Source organism: Mesorhizobium sp. LjNodule214, assembly GCF_964252735.1.
Taxonomy (GTDB): domain Bacteria; phylum Pseudomonadota; class Alphaproteobacteria; order Rhizobiales; family Rhizobiaceae; genus Mesorhizobium.
On the sequence record NZ_CAXUPE020000002.1, the window covers coordinates 850,720 to 865,788 of the forward strand.

Below are 15,069 nucleotides of genomic sequence, written 5' to 3' on the forward strand. Positions count from 1 at the left end.
CAAAAGCCAGCGATCGCGCCAGCGCGAACGCTCCGCATGGTTACCGTCACCAGTTTATTAATTTGAGCACTGGGTGCGGTAACCTTAACGGAAGACTAACGATAATTCTGAATACTGGCGGTGTAGAGTAAGGCCGGAAGGCGCGCTCTGCAGAGGAAAACGATGACGCCAGCCAGAACCGACGATCGCACGCTTCCACCTTTGTTCGACATAGGACCGCTATGGGCAGTCCTGTGGGGGCGACGCGTCATGGTGCTTGCCATCGCCGGCGCGGCGCTGCTGCTTGCACTGCTTTATCTTGCCGTGACGAGCCCGAGCTATACGGCAACCGCCTCGATATTGATCGACCCGCGCGATTCGCGTGCGACCAATTTCAACGACGTTCTTCCCGGGATCGGCGCCGACAGTGCCGCCATTGCAAGCCAGGTCTTCGTCATCGAATCGCAGGACTTGCTGGGGGCAGTGTTCGACAAAGAGGGGCTTCAAAACGATCCGGAGTTTTCAGGCAAAGGCCTGGTTTCGCGTGTCTTGTCGATGTTTGGAGCGGGTCGCGGCCCCTCACCGGACGCGGCCTTCAAGCGCTTTCAAAAAGCCGTATCGGTGGACCGTGAAGGACTGACCTATGTCATCAACGTCTCCTTCACATCGCCATCGCCGGACAAGGCCGCGCGCATCGCCAACGCCATCGTCAATCGCTACAGAACGGGCCTCGCCGGCGAGCGCGAAACCGCCAACAGCGACGTGAATTCTCTCCTCAATGACAGGATCAAGGGTCTTCAGAAGGACGTCAGCGACGCCGAGCGCGCGGTCGAGGATTTCAAGTCGGAGCACGAGATCCTGGGGTCGGCCGATGGCGGCACGTTGCAGTCGCAGCTCGACCAGCTCACGGCGCAGCTGATAACCGCACAGGGCGACGCCGATCAGGCGCGGGACCGATACAATCAGGCGCTGGCCGCAGGCACCTCGCCGGCCGGCCTGGCCAAGCTGGCGGAAATCCTTTTCTCCAATTCTGCCGTCAAATTGCGCGACGACTATAACCAGCGCGCGGCAGAGCTCGCCAATCTCGAAACCATGTATGGGCCTCGTCATCCGGCCATTGCGCGGCTCAGGTCGGAGCTCGATCGCATGAACCGGCTGATGGCCGCCGAGGCGGAGCGGATAAGACAGCAGTTGAAGGCCAGCTATGATCTCGCCGCCCAGAATGTCGCGAAGCTGCAGGCCAAGCTCGAGGCCCTGCGCCAGCAGTCCACGAACTCGAACATCGCACAGGTGCAACTGCGGCAACTGGACTCCAAGGCCCAGGCCGCCCGCACCGTGCTCGACGACTTCCTGAAGCGCGCGCAGGAAACGTCGCAGATGCAGGGCGTCCAGACATCCGAGGCGCGAACGATCAGCGCCGCCTCCGCGCCGCTGCAGCCGACCTGGCCGAAGCCGGCCCTGCTCCTGCCGGTCAGCGCCTTTCTGGGCCTCATTGCCGGATGCGGTATCGCTCTCGCGCTCGGACCAGTCCGCAAGCCCGAGGATGACCCGCAAAGCCCTCGCGAAGAGGTGCCGCAGGCGATCGAGGCGAGCGAGCCAAGAAGGGACGGCGCACGCGCCGCGTCTCGTCCGTTGCCAGCCAATTTCGGCGAATACCGCCTGCCGGGGGTCGCCGGCGGTGCGGCGCATTCAAGCATCAAGGCGCTGAGGAAGTCACTGTTTCAAGCCGGCAACGACGCGCTTTCTTTGGGCGTGCTGAAGCTCATGCGGCAAATACTCCAGCGCCTTAGCGACCACCCCAAACCCTTCGTGCTCCTGGTTTCCTCCACGCGCAGCAGTGTTGACGCAAGGCTTGCGGGCGCCATGGTCGGGATGGGTCTCCAGCAGGCCGAGCAGAATGTGCTTGTGATTGAAATCGGAGGCCAGCCGCACCGTGCTGGCTACGGACCCGGCCTGTTCATCGATGGCGCGAGCGGCCTGCGCACGGTCGTATGCGGTCCGGCTGTGGAGAAGGGTCCGGAACCCCGGGGTCGCAACACCTTGCGCGGCATTCTGACTGAGGCCGGGAGCGCGTTCGATTTCGTGCTCGTGATCGCCCCATCCCTTGGTGATAACGGTTGGGATCGGGAGATCTTCGCAAGAGCCGATCTCATGCTTTTCGCGCTGAGCCCCTCGGAGTCTGCGTCGGGGGCTGCCGGCCTGCTTGAGCAGCATCTCGGCGCGGGCCAGATCGAACGCAGCGCCACTCTTGTGATCGACAGCGCAAAGCCCGCCGGGGCAAAGGCAATGCCCGATGTCGCCTCTGGGGCCGGCGAATGGCGCCGCAGTTCAGTCGCGAGGAGCTGATCCATGCGGGCGATGGAGTTGGCATCGCCGCCGGTCGTGTCACGGCGGCGCGCGCTGGCGCTTGCTGGCGGGGCCTTGCTCGCGACCCTCCCTTTCTCTGTCTCGACCGCGCTGCCGGCAACGCCTGCTCGCGCCGTTCCGTCGCGTGGCTTCAATCTTCCCGGATGGTTCGAACGCGAGGAAGGTATCGCTCCGGCCACGGCGACGCTGCAAAAGCTGCGGCAGGCCGGGTTCGAAACGATCCGTCTGCCGGTGAACGGCGACCTTGTCTCGGCAGGCGACCGGGCGGTGCTCCGCGGCATCCGCGACGGGATCACGGACCTTGTCGGGCTGGGCTTCGCCGTTCTGGTGGACATGCATCCTTCCGGCGAACTTCATGCGGCTTTCGAGCATGATCCGGCAAATGCGGCCAGGCGGGTGGTCCAGGCCTGGACGGCCCTGCGCGCCGTCATTGCCGACCTGCCGACGAATTCGGTCTACCCGGAACTGTTGAACGAGCCGCCGATGGAGCGCGCTGCATGGCTTGAGTTGCGCCAACAGCTCGCCGAGACGTTGCGCGCCAAATGTCCGCTCCACACTTTGGTCTGGGGCCCGGCACGCTTCCAGGGCATATGGGAGATAGCCGACACGCCGCCCTTGGCCGACGACAGGCAGATCGCAGCCATCCACTACTACGCGCCCATGGCATTCACCCATCAATGCGAGAACTGGGATACATCGCCGCTCGCCCGCATCACCAACCTGCCCTTTCCCGCGACAAAGGACATGCCGCAGGTGCGCGCACTGGTCTCCAGATTGCGGACAGCAGGCGACGAAGAGGCTGCCTCCCTGGTGGAGAAGGAACTGTCAGACCCCTGGACGGCGGCGCGGATCGCTGCGGACTTCGCCGAACTCGGGCGCTGGTCCAGTGCCCATGACTGCCCGGTCATCCTGAACGAGTTCGGCGTGCTCAATTTCTGCGTGGATCCAGAAAGCCGCGCGTCATGGGTGCGCGCCGTGCGCGAGGCGGCCGAGGCAAACCGTATCGGCTGGGCCCATTGGGAGCTCGATCAGGGTTTTGGCTTCATCGCCAGCAGGCAAAGCACCCAGGGGTTCGATCCTCAGATGATTGCCGCCCTGCTCGGAGACGAAGGCGGCGGCTGAAATGGACAACAGGCGCCATGGCTGCACGCTGGCGCAGGCAAGGATCAAAGCGGACCGGCAATGAGCATCACAGGGACATATACGCCCGCCGGGCTAGCGCGGGCGCCGGACGCATCGAGCGCCGAGGCCCTGCTGCACGTCTCGATGGCGCTCATCGTCGTTGCGCTCGGCGTTTCGGCCTTTGCGGTGTGGACGCCGTTCGGAATTGTCGCGACGTTCATACTGACGCTGATAGTTTCCAATGCAGTGCCCGCGGGCATTCCTGTCGTGATCATCTGCGCCTTTCTCTACCAGAACCTCATGGTCGCGTGGTACACGCCTTACATCCCCGACAACGACACGTTCGACGCGCTGCGCGGGACGAACTTCATCATCCTGATGACCGCCTTCTGCATTTTCCTGGCGGCGTCGTTTCAGCACCGCGTGCGCGCCCTGACCGAATTGCGCGGCTGGCTGCTGCTGAGCATCGTGCTGTGCGGGACGATCTGTTTCTATTTTGCATTGGGCGTCGTGCATGGCGGCCCCAAGGACGCGGTCGTCTACTTCCGCAACACGATCACGCCGCTCGCCTGCTTCCACATCGCGGTCCTGGCCGCCAGTCTCTATCCCATCGACCTGCGCAAGAGCATGCTGTGGCTTGGCACCGGCGCGGTCATCTACGGCTATGTGGAACTGACCTTCACGATGAACTTCCTCGGCCTCTTTCATGGCGACCTCTACATCGAACGCAACATCGCGCGGCAGATCGAGACCGGCGTGTGGGAGAAGGCGCTCAAGGAAACCGGCTTCGTTTTCCGCGGGCTTGAGGACGTGATGACGACGACCTTCTTCAACACGCCGTTCTTCAACGACATCCTGCCCAGCGTCTTTCGCATCGGCGGTCCGAACTTTCATTCGATCAGCTATGCCTATGCGCTCAGCATCATATCGGCCTGGCTTCTCTTCAGGGGCCGCTGGCTGCTGCCCATCGCCGCCTTGCCGCTGCTGGCTGTCATCGGCTCCAAGGGCGCAACATTCATGCTGCTCGTGGCACTATGCGTGCGCCTGTTCCATAGCCCTTCCCGCACCGGTCTGACGCTTGCTGGTGTCGTCGCCCTGGCCGTGGTTTGGACAACCGCGGCAATTGCCTATGGCGCCACCCATGGCGACTATCACGTGCTCGGCCTGGCGGCGGGCATACGCGACTTCCTGGCCAACCCGCTTGGCCAGGGACTGGGGCTGGGCGGCAATCTGTCGAGCACCAGCATCAATCTCAGCTGGTCAACCGCCCAGGCGGAAGGCGCCGCGTCGGTCCCCGTCGAAAGCGCCGTCGGCGTCATGCTTTACCAGATGGGAATAGGCAGCCTGGTATTCTTCGGCTTCCTGGCGGCGCTCGCCGTGGCGGCCCGGCGGCAGCTGATCGAAACCGGCGACCTGAATTTCCTGTTTGGCTTTGTCGGCATTGTCACCATTTCGGCCAATGCCGTGCTGCAGGAAGAGGCATTCTACTCGCCTCTCGCTCTCAGCTTCTGCCTGCTGCTCGTCGGTGTTTCGCTCGGAACGCGCTGGCGGGAGATGGCGGCGGCGAGGCCCAGGCTGCAAGGCTGACTTTCAGGGGCCGAATATCACCAGTTCGGTGAAGGTCAGATCGCCGGGCGAAGGCGGTTTCGGACCTCTGAAGTACTTCAGCCCCTTCCTTGGGAAGTAGCGGCCGAACAAACCCGGGATCGGCTCATTGGCGTCGACGAGGCAAAGCAAGGTTCCGCGTCGCAGGAGAAAGCGCCCCATGGCGCCGGCGCAGCCGCTCAGATCAGCGAGAGAACGGCAATAGACGATCTGGGAGCAAGGGACGAGACCGTGCAATATCCGGCGCGACCTCAACACCAACGGAAAGGCCGCTCCGTCGCGAATGCAGATCAGCGAGAGGCAACCCAGCGCGGCATGCTCCAGGAGTATGTATCTCTCGCTGTCGGACAGCATCGCCATTTCGGCAAGGTCGGGGCGGACTTCAAGCACGCGACACGACGCTTGCGCCGAACTCAAGGCGGGCAGGAAGGCGAACGGGCCGCTGGCAAACAGGCGAAAGCCGAGCGCCTTGTCGGCGTTCAATGTCGAGGGTGCCGGCGAAATGTTCGTGTAGGTCACGTCCCTGCGTTTGAGAACCGGCCAGATCAACTTCATGGCATAGGGACGAAACCCGGCGTCCACGGACCAGCTTGAAATGTTGCAGCGGATTTCGTCGCCCTGGTAGCGGGCATAGAGGGTGAGCACGACCCCCACGATCCGCCCGGATGACTCGAGCGCAAAGCCGTAGCGCGGGAAATCGTCGACCGCGGGTCGCTCAGACAAACGGGTCAGCGCGTGCTTCCAGTAATTGCGGCTGCGCATCGGAAAGCCCCTGCGCAGGCAATCGACCACGCCTTCCCAATCACTTTCTTGGATTGGTCGACAATTAAGATCGGCAGGGGGCGCGCCAAGTACGGCCATAATCAACTCAAGAATACTGCCAAGTTAATTAGATATATTTCACCCCGAAGCCATAATAGTGTATAACCATTAACAATCCCTGCCCCCATTCGGGAAAAAATTTCACCCACCCGCCCCTCAAACGCAGATCGGCCGTCACGCCCGCCATCGGCCCCGCGGATCGATCAGCACATCGGACTTGCGGCGGTGTCCAGCCTCTGATTCCCTGTCTCATGGTCATCGGGTTCTGATTCGCCCACCAGCTTTCGCCCCCGTGCCGCAAATAGATGTCGACCCCTGCGCCGGGTCCGTTCCAGGGAGAAACGGCAAATGAACACCGCGACAAGGCCCGTAATCTCGGAGATGCGGCCGAAGATAGCCGTCGTCGGCGTCGGCGGTGGCGGCGGCAACGCGGTCAACAACATGATTGCCGAGGGCCTGCAGGGCGCGGAATTCATCGTCGCCAACACCGACGCCCAGGCACTCACCATGTCGAAGTCGTCGCGGCTGATCCAGTTGGGAGCCCATATCACCGAAGGCCTGGGCGCCGGCTCCCTGCCCGAGGTCGGCCGTGCGGCAGCCGAAGAATCCATCGACGAGATCATGGACCACCTTGCGGGAACGCATATGTGCTTTGTGACCGCGGGCATGGGCGGCGGAACCGGAACGGGGGCGGCACCGATCATAGCGCATGCCGCGCGCAAGGCAGGCATCCTGACGGTCGCTGTCGTCACCAAGCCGTTCACCTTCGAGGGAAAACGCCGCATGCAATCGGCCGAAGAGGGCATCGAGCGGCTTCGCGAATGCGCCGACACGGTGATCGTCATCCCGAACCAGAACCTCTTCAGAATCGCCGATGCCAAGACGACATTCGCCGACGCTTTCGCCATGGCCGATCGCGTCCTCTATGCCGGCGTCGGCTGCATCACCGACCTCATCGTCAAGGAAGGCCTGATCAACCTCGACTTCGCCGATGTGAAATCGGTGATGCGCGACATGGGCCGCGCCATGATGGGCACCGGCGAAGCCGCCGGGGAAGACCGCGCCAAGAAGGCCGCCGAAGCGGCAATCGCCAACCCGCTTCTCGACGAAGCCTCCATGATCGGCGCCAAGGGCGTCCTGGTCTCGATCTCGGGCGGCATGGATATGACGCTGTTCGAAGTCGACGAAGCCGCGACCCGCATCCGCGAGGAGGTCGACGCCGACGCCGACATCATCGTCGGCGCCATATTCGACCGGTCGCTGGCTGGAAAATTCAGGGTCTCGGTCGTCGCCACGGGATTGCGGCAGGGGCTTGAGATACCGGCCTTTGCGGGATCGGCAATTCATACGAACTGAGCGTGGCTCGTAGCCTTTGGAGCAATTCCAGGAAAAGTGTGAAACGGTTTTCCGTCCGGAATTGCGTCAAAACAAAGAGATAGAGCGGTTCTGCGTCTCCGTGAAACGATGAACCGCTTTAGTGACAGCGCATTTCCTGCGGCAGGAAGATATCCCGGAAGAAATGCCTACTCGAAAGAATATGTAAACCCTTCCGCTGAAGCGCCAACCGTCACTTTCGTCATCTTTTCGCCCTCGAGCGAGCGGTTCAGCACGCCGCGGCTCAGTTCCGGCAGCAGCGTGTTGGTCAGGATGGCATCGATCATCCGCCCGCCGGATTCGATCTCTGTGCAGCGCGCCTTGACCAGGTCCATGACGCCGTCGCCGATCACCAGTTCGGCATCGTTGGTGGCCCGCAGCCGGCGCGCGATCTTGGCGAACTGGTGGCGGGTGATCGCCTCGATCATCGCATCCGAGAGCGGGTAATAGGGAATGGTCACCACACGGCCGAGGAAGGCCGCCGGGAAAACCTTGAGCAGCGGGCTGCGCAGCGCCGTGTCCAGATCGTCGAGCCCGGCCCGTACCGTGCCGTTCCTGGTGCGGTCCATGATGACTTCTGAGCCGACATTGGAGGTGAGCAGGATCAGCGTGTTCTTGAAATCGATCCGCCGGCCTTCGCTGTCGTCCATCATGCCCTTGTCGAAGACCTGGAAGAATATCTCGTGCACGTCCGGATGCGCCTTCTCGACCTCGTCGAGCAGGATCACCGAATAGGGTTTGCGGCGCACCGCCTCGGTCAGGATGCCGCCCTTGCCGTAGCCGACATAGCCGGGCGGTGCGCCCTTGAGCGTCGAGACCGTATGCGCCTCCTGGAATTCGGACATGTTGATCGAGATCAGGTTCTGCTCGCCACCGTAGAGCGTTTCGGCCAGCGCCAGCGCGGTTTCGGTCTTGCCGACGCCGGAGGGGCCGCAGAGCAGGAACACGCCGACCGGCTTTTCCGGCGCGCCGAGGCCGGCGCGGCTGGTCTGCACGCGTTTGGCGATCATCTCCATGGCATGGTCCTGGCCGACCACGCGCTCGGACAAGGTGCTGGCCAGCCGCAGTGCCTTTTCGGTCTGGCTGGACAGCATCCGTCCGGTCGGGATACCGGTCCAGTCCTGCACCACGGCCGCCACCGCATTGCGGTCGACCGACGGCAGGATCAGCGGCGTCTCGCCTTGCGCTTCGGCGAGTTCCGCCATCAGTTCGCGCAGCCGGGCAAGATCGGCGGCGGGATCGGGCGACGAACCGTCGGTTGCCGCCTCGGCCTCCGACTTTTCGGTCTTCGGCGCTTCCGTCTCGGAAGCCTTGGCTTTCGAGGCCTTGGTCTTCGGGGCGTTGGCATCGGCAGCCTTGTTCTCGGGCGCCTTGGCCTCGGACACGTCCGCCCCTGCTGTGTCTGCAGCCGCTGTTTCGGCCCCCGCCTCTTCCGTCGCCACCGCATCGAGCGGCACGCCCTCGCCGCGCAACCTGGCGCGCAGGTCGAGGATTTCGGCGACCAGCGCCTTTTCCCGCTCCCAGCGCGCCTGCGCGGCGGCAAGCGTGCCTTCGGTCTCGGCCAGTCCGGCGTCGACCCGAGCCTGCCGCTCGGTCACCTCGATGCCGATCGCGGCTTCGCGGCCGATGATGCCGTTCTCGACCTCCAGCGCCTGGCGGCGGCGCAATATATCCTCGACCTCGGCCGGCGTGGCGTGCTGCGATATCGCAACGCGAGCGCAGGCGGTATCGAGCAGGCTGACCGCCTTGTCCGGCAGCTGTCGTGCCGGGATATAGCGGTGCGACAGGCCGACCGCTGCCTCGATCGCCTCGTCCAGTATCTGCACCTTGTGGTGCTGCTCCAGAACGCCCGCCACGCCGCGCAGCATGAGAACGGCCACCGCCTCCGACGGCTCGTCGATCTTGACCACCTGGAAACGGCGCGTCAGCGCCGGATCCTTCTCGATATGCTGCTTGTATTCGGCCCAGGTCGTCGCCGCGATGGTGCGAAGCTCGCCACGCGCCAGCGCCGGCTTCAGCAGATTGGCCGCATCGCCGGTTCCGGCAGCACCGCCGGCACCGATCAGCGTATGGGCTTCATCGATGAACAGGATGATCGGCTTTTCGGACGACTGCACCTCGTCGATGACCGCCTTCAGCCGTTTCTCGAATTCGCCCTTCACGCTGGCGCCCGCCTGCATCAGCCCGACGTCGAGCATATGCACGCTGACATTCTGCAGCGTCGGCGGCACGTCGCCCTGGGCGATGCGGAGCGCAAAGCCCTCGACCACGGCCGTTTTACCGACCCCCGCCTCGCCAGTGAGGATCGGGTTGTTCTGCCGGCGCCGCATCAGGATGTCGACGATCTGCCTGATCTCCGGATCGCGGCCGACGACCGGATCGATCTTGCCGTCGCCGGCACGCTGGGTCAGGTTGGTGGCATATTTGGCCAGCGCCGAGTCCCCACCCGGACCCCGTTTCATTGGCGTCTCGGTGGCGGGCGCCGTCGGAGCTTCGCCCGCTTCCAGCGAACCTTCCGTCACCTCGGCAAAGCGCTTGATGACGGCGTCGGCATCGACCTTGTCGAATTCCGCGCTGATTTTCGACACAAGGCCTTCCAGCACCGGCGTCTTCAGGCAAGCAAGCAGGATGTGCGAACTGCGCACCTCTTCGACACCGAATTCCAGCGCCGCCAGGTTCCAGCCTTCCTGGATGGCGTGAAAGATGTGGTCGGAAAACTCCTCCACCGAGGTCGCGCCATAAGGGAGCTTGTCGACGGCGCGGGTCATGTCAGCCGTTAGCCGGCCGACGTCAATCTCAGCGTCGGCGATGATCATCTGCACGTCCGAGCGCTCCGAAAGCACCAGTTGCTGAACGAAATGGACGAGTTCGACGTAGGGATTGCCGCGCATCTTGGCCGTGTCGGCCGCAGCCTTGAAGGCGCGGACGCCGACAGGGTTGAGCTTAGCGACCAGTTCCTTGCGCTTGAAGCTCTGCGATGACCGGCGCTGTTCCATCGAACCTGCTCCTGAAACCTGCCAGCCGATACCCTGCCACATAAGCAGCAACTTGACAAAGCACGCGACGAATGAGCCGCCCATGCGCCGATTCGGCCGGCGTCTTCGGTTTCACGGAACGCCCCGCATCCTCGCGAAAACAAACATGAAATTGCTCGCGCCTATGCGATGCATTTCACATACGGGGTTCGGCAATCACGACAGGTTCCGGTCACCGAAAATGGTCGCGTTTAGCTTCCGTTAGTTTTGAGCAGTTGCTGAATTGTGATAAAGTGACGCAGTGTGATAAATGTTTGATCACGCAGGTCTCAGGGCCGCTTGCTGGGGGTTCGTGTGATTGATCTCGCACTCTGGCTGAATCCTTTGGACGGTGAAAACCCGTCTGGGGGAGATTTGCGCAACGATCCGGCCTTTCACGAGATCGAGCGGCTCACCGAACCGCAGGTCAAGGTCGTCCAGGAGGGCCACAACAAGCCAGTCGAATCCACCATTCCGGTCGACTGGCCTGCCGTGCTCGACAAGGCGGAAGAACTGCGCAGCCGTGGCCGCGACCTGCGCCTGCTTGTCATCGTCGCGCGGGCGCTGGCCAATGAAGAGAAACTGGCCGGGCTGACGCTTGGCCTGAGCCTTGTTGCACAAAGCATCGACCAATATTGGGACACGATGCATCCGGCGTTGCGGCCGAGCGCTTCGCCACGCGATGCCGCCTTGCGTCGTCTCAACGCCTTGGCCGACCTGCAAAATGGTCAGGACGGATTGCTGGCGGACCTGCGCCAGATGACGCTTTTTGCGCCGCGCGGCATCGGACCGATCAGCGGACGCGACCTGGAACAGGCCGCGCTCGACGAGCGCGTCATGCTTCAGGAAGCCGCCTCGGGGTTGAATACGGCCGAAAAGGCGGCGCTGGCCAGCGCCCACAGCCAGCTCCTCAACCGGGTGCGCAGCGGCTGCGCGGCACAAGCGGATCAAGCCGGTGCCGAGATGACCTCGCTCGTCGCCGACGCCCGCGCCGCGATCGCAGCCCTTGATGCGGTCGAGGCCGCACTCAACGCCCGTCTCGAAGGCGGTGCCCCTGTCCCGGAATTAAAGCGGTTTCTGCAGCGTTTGCTGACGACGCTCGAACGCAATGCGGCCGCCGGGGCCGCGGCGAATGGCGCGGCAAAGTCGGCCCCGGCGCCGGCCGAACCGGCAATGCCTGCTCGAAACGGAGCCGATACGATGGCAAGTGTGGCAAGCTACGCGGAGTCCGGCAGCACTGGCCTGCCCGACCGGATCTCCTCGCGCGACGACGTCGTGAAATGCCTCGACCTTGTGGTCGCCTTCTACGACCGCACCGAACCGTCGAGCCCGATCCCGCATCTGGCCCGCCGCGTGCGCCGCATGGTGCACATGGATTTTGTTGAACTGATGGAAGATCTCGCCCCTTCGGGGCTGAAGGAATTCCGGCTCCTGGCCGGCGTTCCCGACGCCAAGAAGGCCGCTCAGAAGGATGAAAGGTAGCAACACATGCCAGCCGAAAGCAAAGCGAAGGTCATCGAACGAAATCGCGCGCCGCGGGTGCAGATCGCCTACGACGTGGAAACCTACGGCAGCCCGACGACGATCGAACTGCCGTTTGTCATGGGCGTGATGGCCGACCTTTCCGGCGCTTCACAGACCAAGGAAGCGTCGAAATCGGTGCTCGACCGCGCCTTCGTCGAGACCGACGCCAACCGCTTCCCCAAATTCATGGAAGCGCTCGGGCCGCGCGTGAAGGCGCGGGTGAAGAACACGCTGCCGCAGGTCGAAGGCCAGGAGCGCGACGAGGAAATGGCGCTTGATCTCACCTTCACCAAGATGGGCGATTTCGCGCCGGACAAGATCGCCGCGCAGGTCCCGCAATTGGCCGAGATCCTCAAGATGCGTCGTCAACTCGAGGAACTGCTCGGCTTCATGGACGGCCGCGTCGATGCCGAAAAGCGTATCGCGCAATTGCTGAACAATGAGCCGCTTCTGAGCAAGATCGCCGGCCAGGCAATGTCCGACGACGACAAAGTTGGGGAGTAAATCATGGCCGAACAGCAAAAGACCGCACCAGCCGCCGCAGAGGCGGAAGCCATCGACCTTGGAGAATTCAGCGGCCTCCTCGAAAAGGACTTCAAGGTCAAGAAGGACGACAGCGAGAAGCTGCAGCAACTCGTGCGCAACCTCGCGCTCGCGGCGCAATCGCGCTCCGAGACCACAACCATCTCGTCCAATGCGATCAAGTCGATCAAGTCGCTGATATCAGGCATCGACAAGATGCTGACCGAGCAGGTCAACGAGATCCTGCACGCGCCGGAAGTGCGCGAGATGGAAGGCACCTGGCGCGGCCTCTGGTATCTCATCAACAACACCGAGACGGATCAGAAGCTGAAGATCCGGGTGATGAACGTCTCCAAGGAGCAGCTGGCCGACACGCTCGAAGACTATGAAGGCCAGATGTGGGACCAGAGCCCGATCTTCAAGAAGGTCTATACGGACGAGTATTCGATGCTCGGCGGCGAGCCGATCGGCTGCATCGTCGGCGCCTACGAATTCTCGAACCATCCGCGTGACGTCGGCCTGCTGCGCAACATATCGGGCATCTGCGCCTCCGCGCATACGCCGTTCATCGCCGCCGCCTCGCCGCGCCTGTTCCGCATGGACAGCTGGCAGGAACTGCCGAACCCGCAGGACCTGCAGATGATCGTGTCGAACCCGGCCTATGCCTCGTGGCAATCGCTGCGCGAGAGCGAGGACGCGCGCTACATCGGCCTCACCATGCCACGTGTGCTGGCGCGGCTTCCCTATGGCACGGATACCGTTCCGGTGAAGGGCTTCACCTTCGAGGAAGAGGTGCAGGCCGATCACAACAAATATGTCTGGATGAACGCCGCCTTCCCGATGGGCGTCAACATCAACCGCAGCCACAAGCTCTATGGCTGGGGCACGCAGATCCGCGGCGTCGAGAACGGCGGCACGGTGATCAACCTGCCGGTGCACTCCTTCCCGACCGACGACGGCTCGATCGCGATGAAATGCCCGACGGAGGTCGCCATCGACGACCGGCGCGAGGCGGAACTGGCCAAGCTCGGCCTGATGCCGATCCTGCATCGCAAGAACACCGATCTGGCGGCCTTCATCGGAGCGCATTCGCTGCAGGACGACGAGACGCGTGCCGGACGCCTGGTCGATCCCGACGCCCAGTCGAACGAGCGGCTGAGCGCCAACCTGCCCTATCTTTTCCCGGTTTCGCGCTTTGCGCACTACCTCAAGGCGATTGCGCGCGACAAGATCGGATCGTTCAAGGAGCGCTCCGACATGCAGATCTGGTTGACCGAGTGGATCAACCGCTACGTGCTGGCCAACCCGGCCTTCGCCGACGACAAGGCGCGCGCCAAGCGCCCGCTTGCCGCGGCCGAGGTCCAGGTCGACAGCGTGGAGGGGCGGCCGGGCTACTACAATGCCCGCTTCTATCTGCGTCCGCACTACCAGCTCGAGGGCATCAACGCCTCGCTCCGGTTGGTGTCGGAACTACCGTCCGTGAAGACGTGATTGCAGCAACCACATCTTGTTTTGTTTGAAAGCGGTGGAGAAAGACAATGCCAGTGAAAATCGATGGTTTTCTGAAAGTTCCGGATATCAAGGGCCCCAGCACGCGCGACGGCCATGAAGACGAGATCGAAATCCATGGCGTCGACTACAAGATGGTCGCACCCTATGATCCGAATTCGCTCTCACGCCGTGGCCGCGTGTCCATGGGCATGATCAAGTTCACCAAACACTACGATAAGGCGTCGCCCTATCTGAAAAAGGCGCTGTTCGACAACAAGGCACTGGACGAAGTCGTGTTCTCCGCCCGCCGAACGATCGACGGCGAGACCAGCGACTACCTGGTCGTTACCCTCACCGACGCCTCGGTCATGGAATACGACATGTCGCAGGCCGAGGACGAGGAAGACTTGATCGAGGAGGAGGTCAGCTTCGCCTACAAGAAGATCAAGTTCGTCTACGACAAGGATGACGAAATCGAAATGGATGTCTATGTCGGCAAGTGAGACGCGCGCAAAGCGTCCCGGCACGGAAAAACCACAGGCCGGCAGTTCACGGGCGAAGCGCGAGGCGGTCCAGCCCTCTCTTTGGGACCGCCTCGTCAACGACCTGCCGGGCCTGGCCTCCGAAATAGACGGGCTGCGCCAGGTCTTGCTGGACGAGCTTGGCGCGGACCGGGTGGAAACGCTCGCTACGGGCAGTGCGCGGCACATCGACGCCGACGCGGAGCTGACGCCGGACCAGAAACGGCGTCTGCACCGGCTGGTCTTCCAGACCCAGCACCGCGCGGAGATCGAAAGCCGCGGCGTGGTGGTGTCGGCGCGCGTGCTGAGAGAAGCAGTGCGGCGCGATATCGAGGCCTTGTTCAACACCGAACGGTTCGAAGCCACGCCGCTTCTTTCCGATCTTGAGAACGAACAGGCCGCGGACAACCCGCCGTCGCTCGCCGATTTTCCGGAGGTGCGCCGCAGCGTGGTCAATTATGGCGTGCCCTCTTTCTCGGGCCGCTCGTCGCGGGACTTCGACCGCGATGTGCTAGCGCGCGAGATCCGCTCCGTCCTTGCCACGTTCGAGCCACGCCTGAAGGAGAGCGCGACAACGGTCACGGTCACCCTTGGCGACAAGACCGCGGGCCTGAAGATCGAGATAGACGCCGTGCTGATCATGACGCCGACGCCGGAACGGATGCGGCTGCGCACCACCGTCAATCTCGACAACGGCCTGGCGCGGACCGAGCTTAGGGACAGCTGAG

General features: G+C 63.1%; 11 protein-coding genes. 9 read left to right on the top strand and 2 right to left on the bottom strand.

The features are described 5' to 3' along the window. Window positions 1–162: 162 nt before the first annotated feature. From ACSQ3Z_RS17970 to ACSQ3Z_RS17980, 3 genes are read left to right on the top strand one after another with little or no spacing between them, the layout of a single operon-like run. Window positions 163–2,325: a GumC family protein gene (locus ACSQ3Z_RS17970; RefSeq protein ID WP_436172654.1), complete on the top strand. Its 2,163-nt coding sequence runs from the start codon at window positions 163–165 to the stop codon at window positions 2,323–2,325. A gap of 3 nt (window positions 2,326–2,328) precedes the next feature. Next, a complete protein-coding gene (locus tag ACSQ3Z_RS17975; RefSeq protein ID WP_436172655.1) occupies window positions 2,329–3,468 on the top strand; it encodes a glycoside hydrolase family 5 protein in 1,140 nt (379 codons plus the stop codon). 60 nt (window positions 3,469–3,528) lie between these two features. Beyond that, on the top strand, window positions 3,529–5,055 hold the full coding sequence (locus ACSQ3Z_RS17980; RefSeq protein WP_436172656.1) for a hypothetical protein: 1,527 nt from the start codon (window positions 3,529–3,531) through the stop codon (window positions 5,053–5,055). A gap of 3 nt (window positions 5,056–5,058) precedes the next feature. On the opposite strand, the gene ACSQ3Z_RS17985 is transcribed toward ACSQ3Z_RS17980, so the two are convergent. Beyond that, window positions 5,059–5,835: a hypothetical protein gene (locus tag ACSQ3Z_RS17985; protein ID WP_436172657.1), complete on the bottom strand. Its 777-nt coding sequence runs from the start codon at window positions 5,833–5,835 to the stop codon at window positions 5,059–5,061. Between the two features lie 408 nt (window positions 5,836–6,243). On the opposite strand from ACSQ3Z_RS17985, the gene ftsZ reads away from it, so the two are divergent. Beyond that, the gene (gene ftsZ, locus ACSQ3Z_RS17990) at window positions 6,244–7,251 is read left to right on the top strand and encodes a cell division protein FtsZ (protein WP_436172658.1); all 1,008 of its coding nucleotides are present in this window, start codon (window positions 6,244–6,246) and stop codon (window positions 7,249–7,251) included. A gap of 167 nt (window positions 7,252–7,418) precedes the next feature. On the opposite strand, the gene ACSQ3Z_RS17995 is transcribed toward ftsZ, so the two are convergent. Then, a complete protein-coding gene (locus tag ACSQ3Z_RS17995; RefSeq protein WP_436172659.1) occupies window positions 7,419–10,265 on the bottom strand; it encodes a type VI secretion system ATPase TssH in 2,847 nt (948 codons plus the stop codon). 333 nt (window positions 10,266–10,598) lie between these two features. Between ACSQ3Z_RS17995 and tssA the strand changes: the two genes are divergently transcribed. Genes tssA through tssE form a run of 5 tightly spaced genes read left to right on the top strand, consistent with a single transcriptional unit; the run spans window position 10,599 to window position 15,068 of the window. After that, window positions 10,599–11,765 carry a type VI secretion system protein TssA gene (gene tssA, locus ACSQ3Z_RS18000; protein WP_436172660.1) on the top strand — a complete coding sequence of 389 codons (1,167 nt, stop codon included), beginning with the start codon at window positions 10,599–10,601 and terminating at the stop codon, window positions 11,763–11,765. Window positions 11,766–11,771: 6 nt separating this feature from the next. Next, complete coding sequence (gene tssB, locus ACSQ3Z_RS18005) at window positions 11,772–12,311, top strand: type VI secretion system contractile sheath small subunit (protein WP_436172661.1); 540 nt, start codon at window positions 11,772–11,774, stop codon at window positions 12,309–12,311. Between the two features lie 3 nt (window positions 12,312–12,314). Beyond that, window positions 12,315–13,820, top strand: a complete 1,506-nt coding sequence (gene tssC / locus ACSQ3Z_RS18010; protein ID WP_436172662.1) for a type VI secretion system contractile sheath large subunit — start codon at window positions 12,315–12,317, stop codon at window positions 13,818–13,820. A gap of 47 nt (window positions 13,821–13,867) precedes the next feature. After that, window positions 13,868–14,323, top strand: coding sequence for a type VI secretion system tube protein Hcp (locus ACSQ3Z_RS18015; protein WP_436172663.1), 456 nt, complete (start codon window positions 13,868–13,870; stop codon window positions 14,321–14,323). Continuing rightward, the gene (gene tssE / locus ACSQ3Z_RS18020; protein ID WP_436173930.1) at window positions 14,310–15,068 is read left to right on the top strand and encodes a type VI secretion system baseplate subunit TssE; all 759 of its coding nucleotides are present in this window, start codon (window positions 14,310–14,312) and stop codon (window positions 15,066–15,068) included. The genes ACSQ3Z_RS18015 and tssE overlap by 14 nt, the downstream gene beginning before the upstream one ends. The last annotated feature ends 1 nt before the right edge of the window (window position 15,069 follow it).

What these genes read in the sequence shown, in the direction of transcription:
- tssC (WP_436172662.1), top strand. Translation starts at nt 12,315, where the DNA reads ATGGCCGAACAGCAAAAGACCGCACCAGCCGCCGCAGAGGCGGAAGCC.
- ACSQ3Z_RS17995 (WP_436172659.1), bottom strand. Translation starts at nt 10,265, where the DNA reads ATGGAACAGCGCCGGTCATCGCAGAGCTTCAAGCGCAAGGAACTGGTC.
- ACSQ3Z_RS17980 (WP_436172656.1), top strand. Translation starts at nt 3,529, where the DNA reads ATGAGCATCACAGGGACATATACGCCCGCCGGGCTAGCGCGGGCGCCG.
- ftsZ (WP_436172658.1), top strand. Translation starts at nt 6,244, where the DNA reads ATGAACACCGCGACAAGGCCCGTAATCTCGGAGATGCGGCCGAAGATA.
- tssB (WP_436172661.1), top strand. Translation starts at nt 11,772, where the DNA reads ATGCCAGCCGAAAGCAAAGCGAAGGTCATCGAACGAAATCGCGCGCCG.
- ACSQ3Z_RS18015 (WP_436172663.1), top strand. Translation starts at nt 13,868, where the DNA reads ATGCCAGTGAAAATCGATGGTTTTCTGAAAGTTCCGGATATCAAGGGC.
- tssE (WP_436173930.1), top strand. Translation starts at nt 14,310, where the DNA reads ATGTCGGCAAGTGAGACGCGCGCAAAGCGTCCCGGCACGGAAAAACCA.
- ACSQ3Z_RS17970 (WP_436172654.1), top strand. Translation starts at nt 163, where the DNA reads ATGACGCCAGCCAGAACCGACGATCGCACGCTTCCACCTTTGTTCGAC.
- ACSQ3Z_RS17975 (WP_436172655.1), top strand. Translation starts at nt 2,329, where the DNA reads ATGCGGGCGATGGAGTTGGCATCGCCGCCGGTCGTGTCACGGCGGCGC.
- ACSQ3Z_RS17985 (WP_436172657.1), bottom strand. Translation starts at nt 5,835, where the DNA reads ATGCGCAGCCGCAATTACTGGAAGCACGCGCTGACCCGTTTGTCTGAG.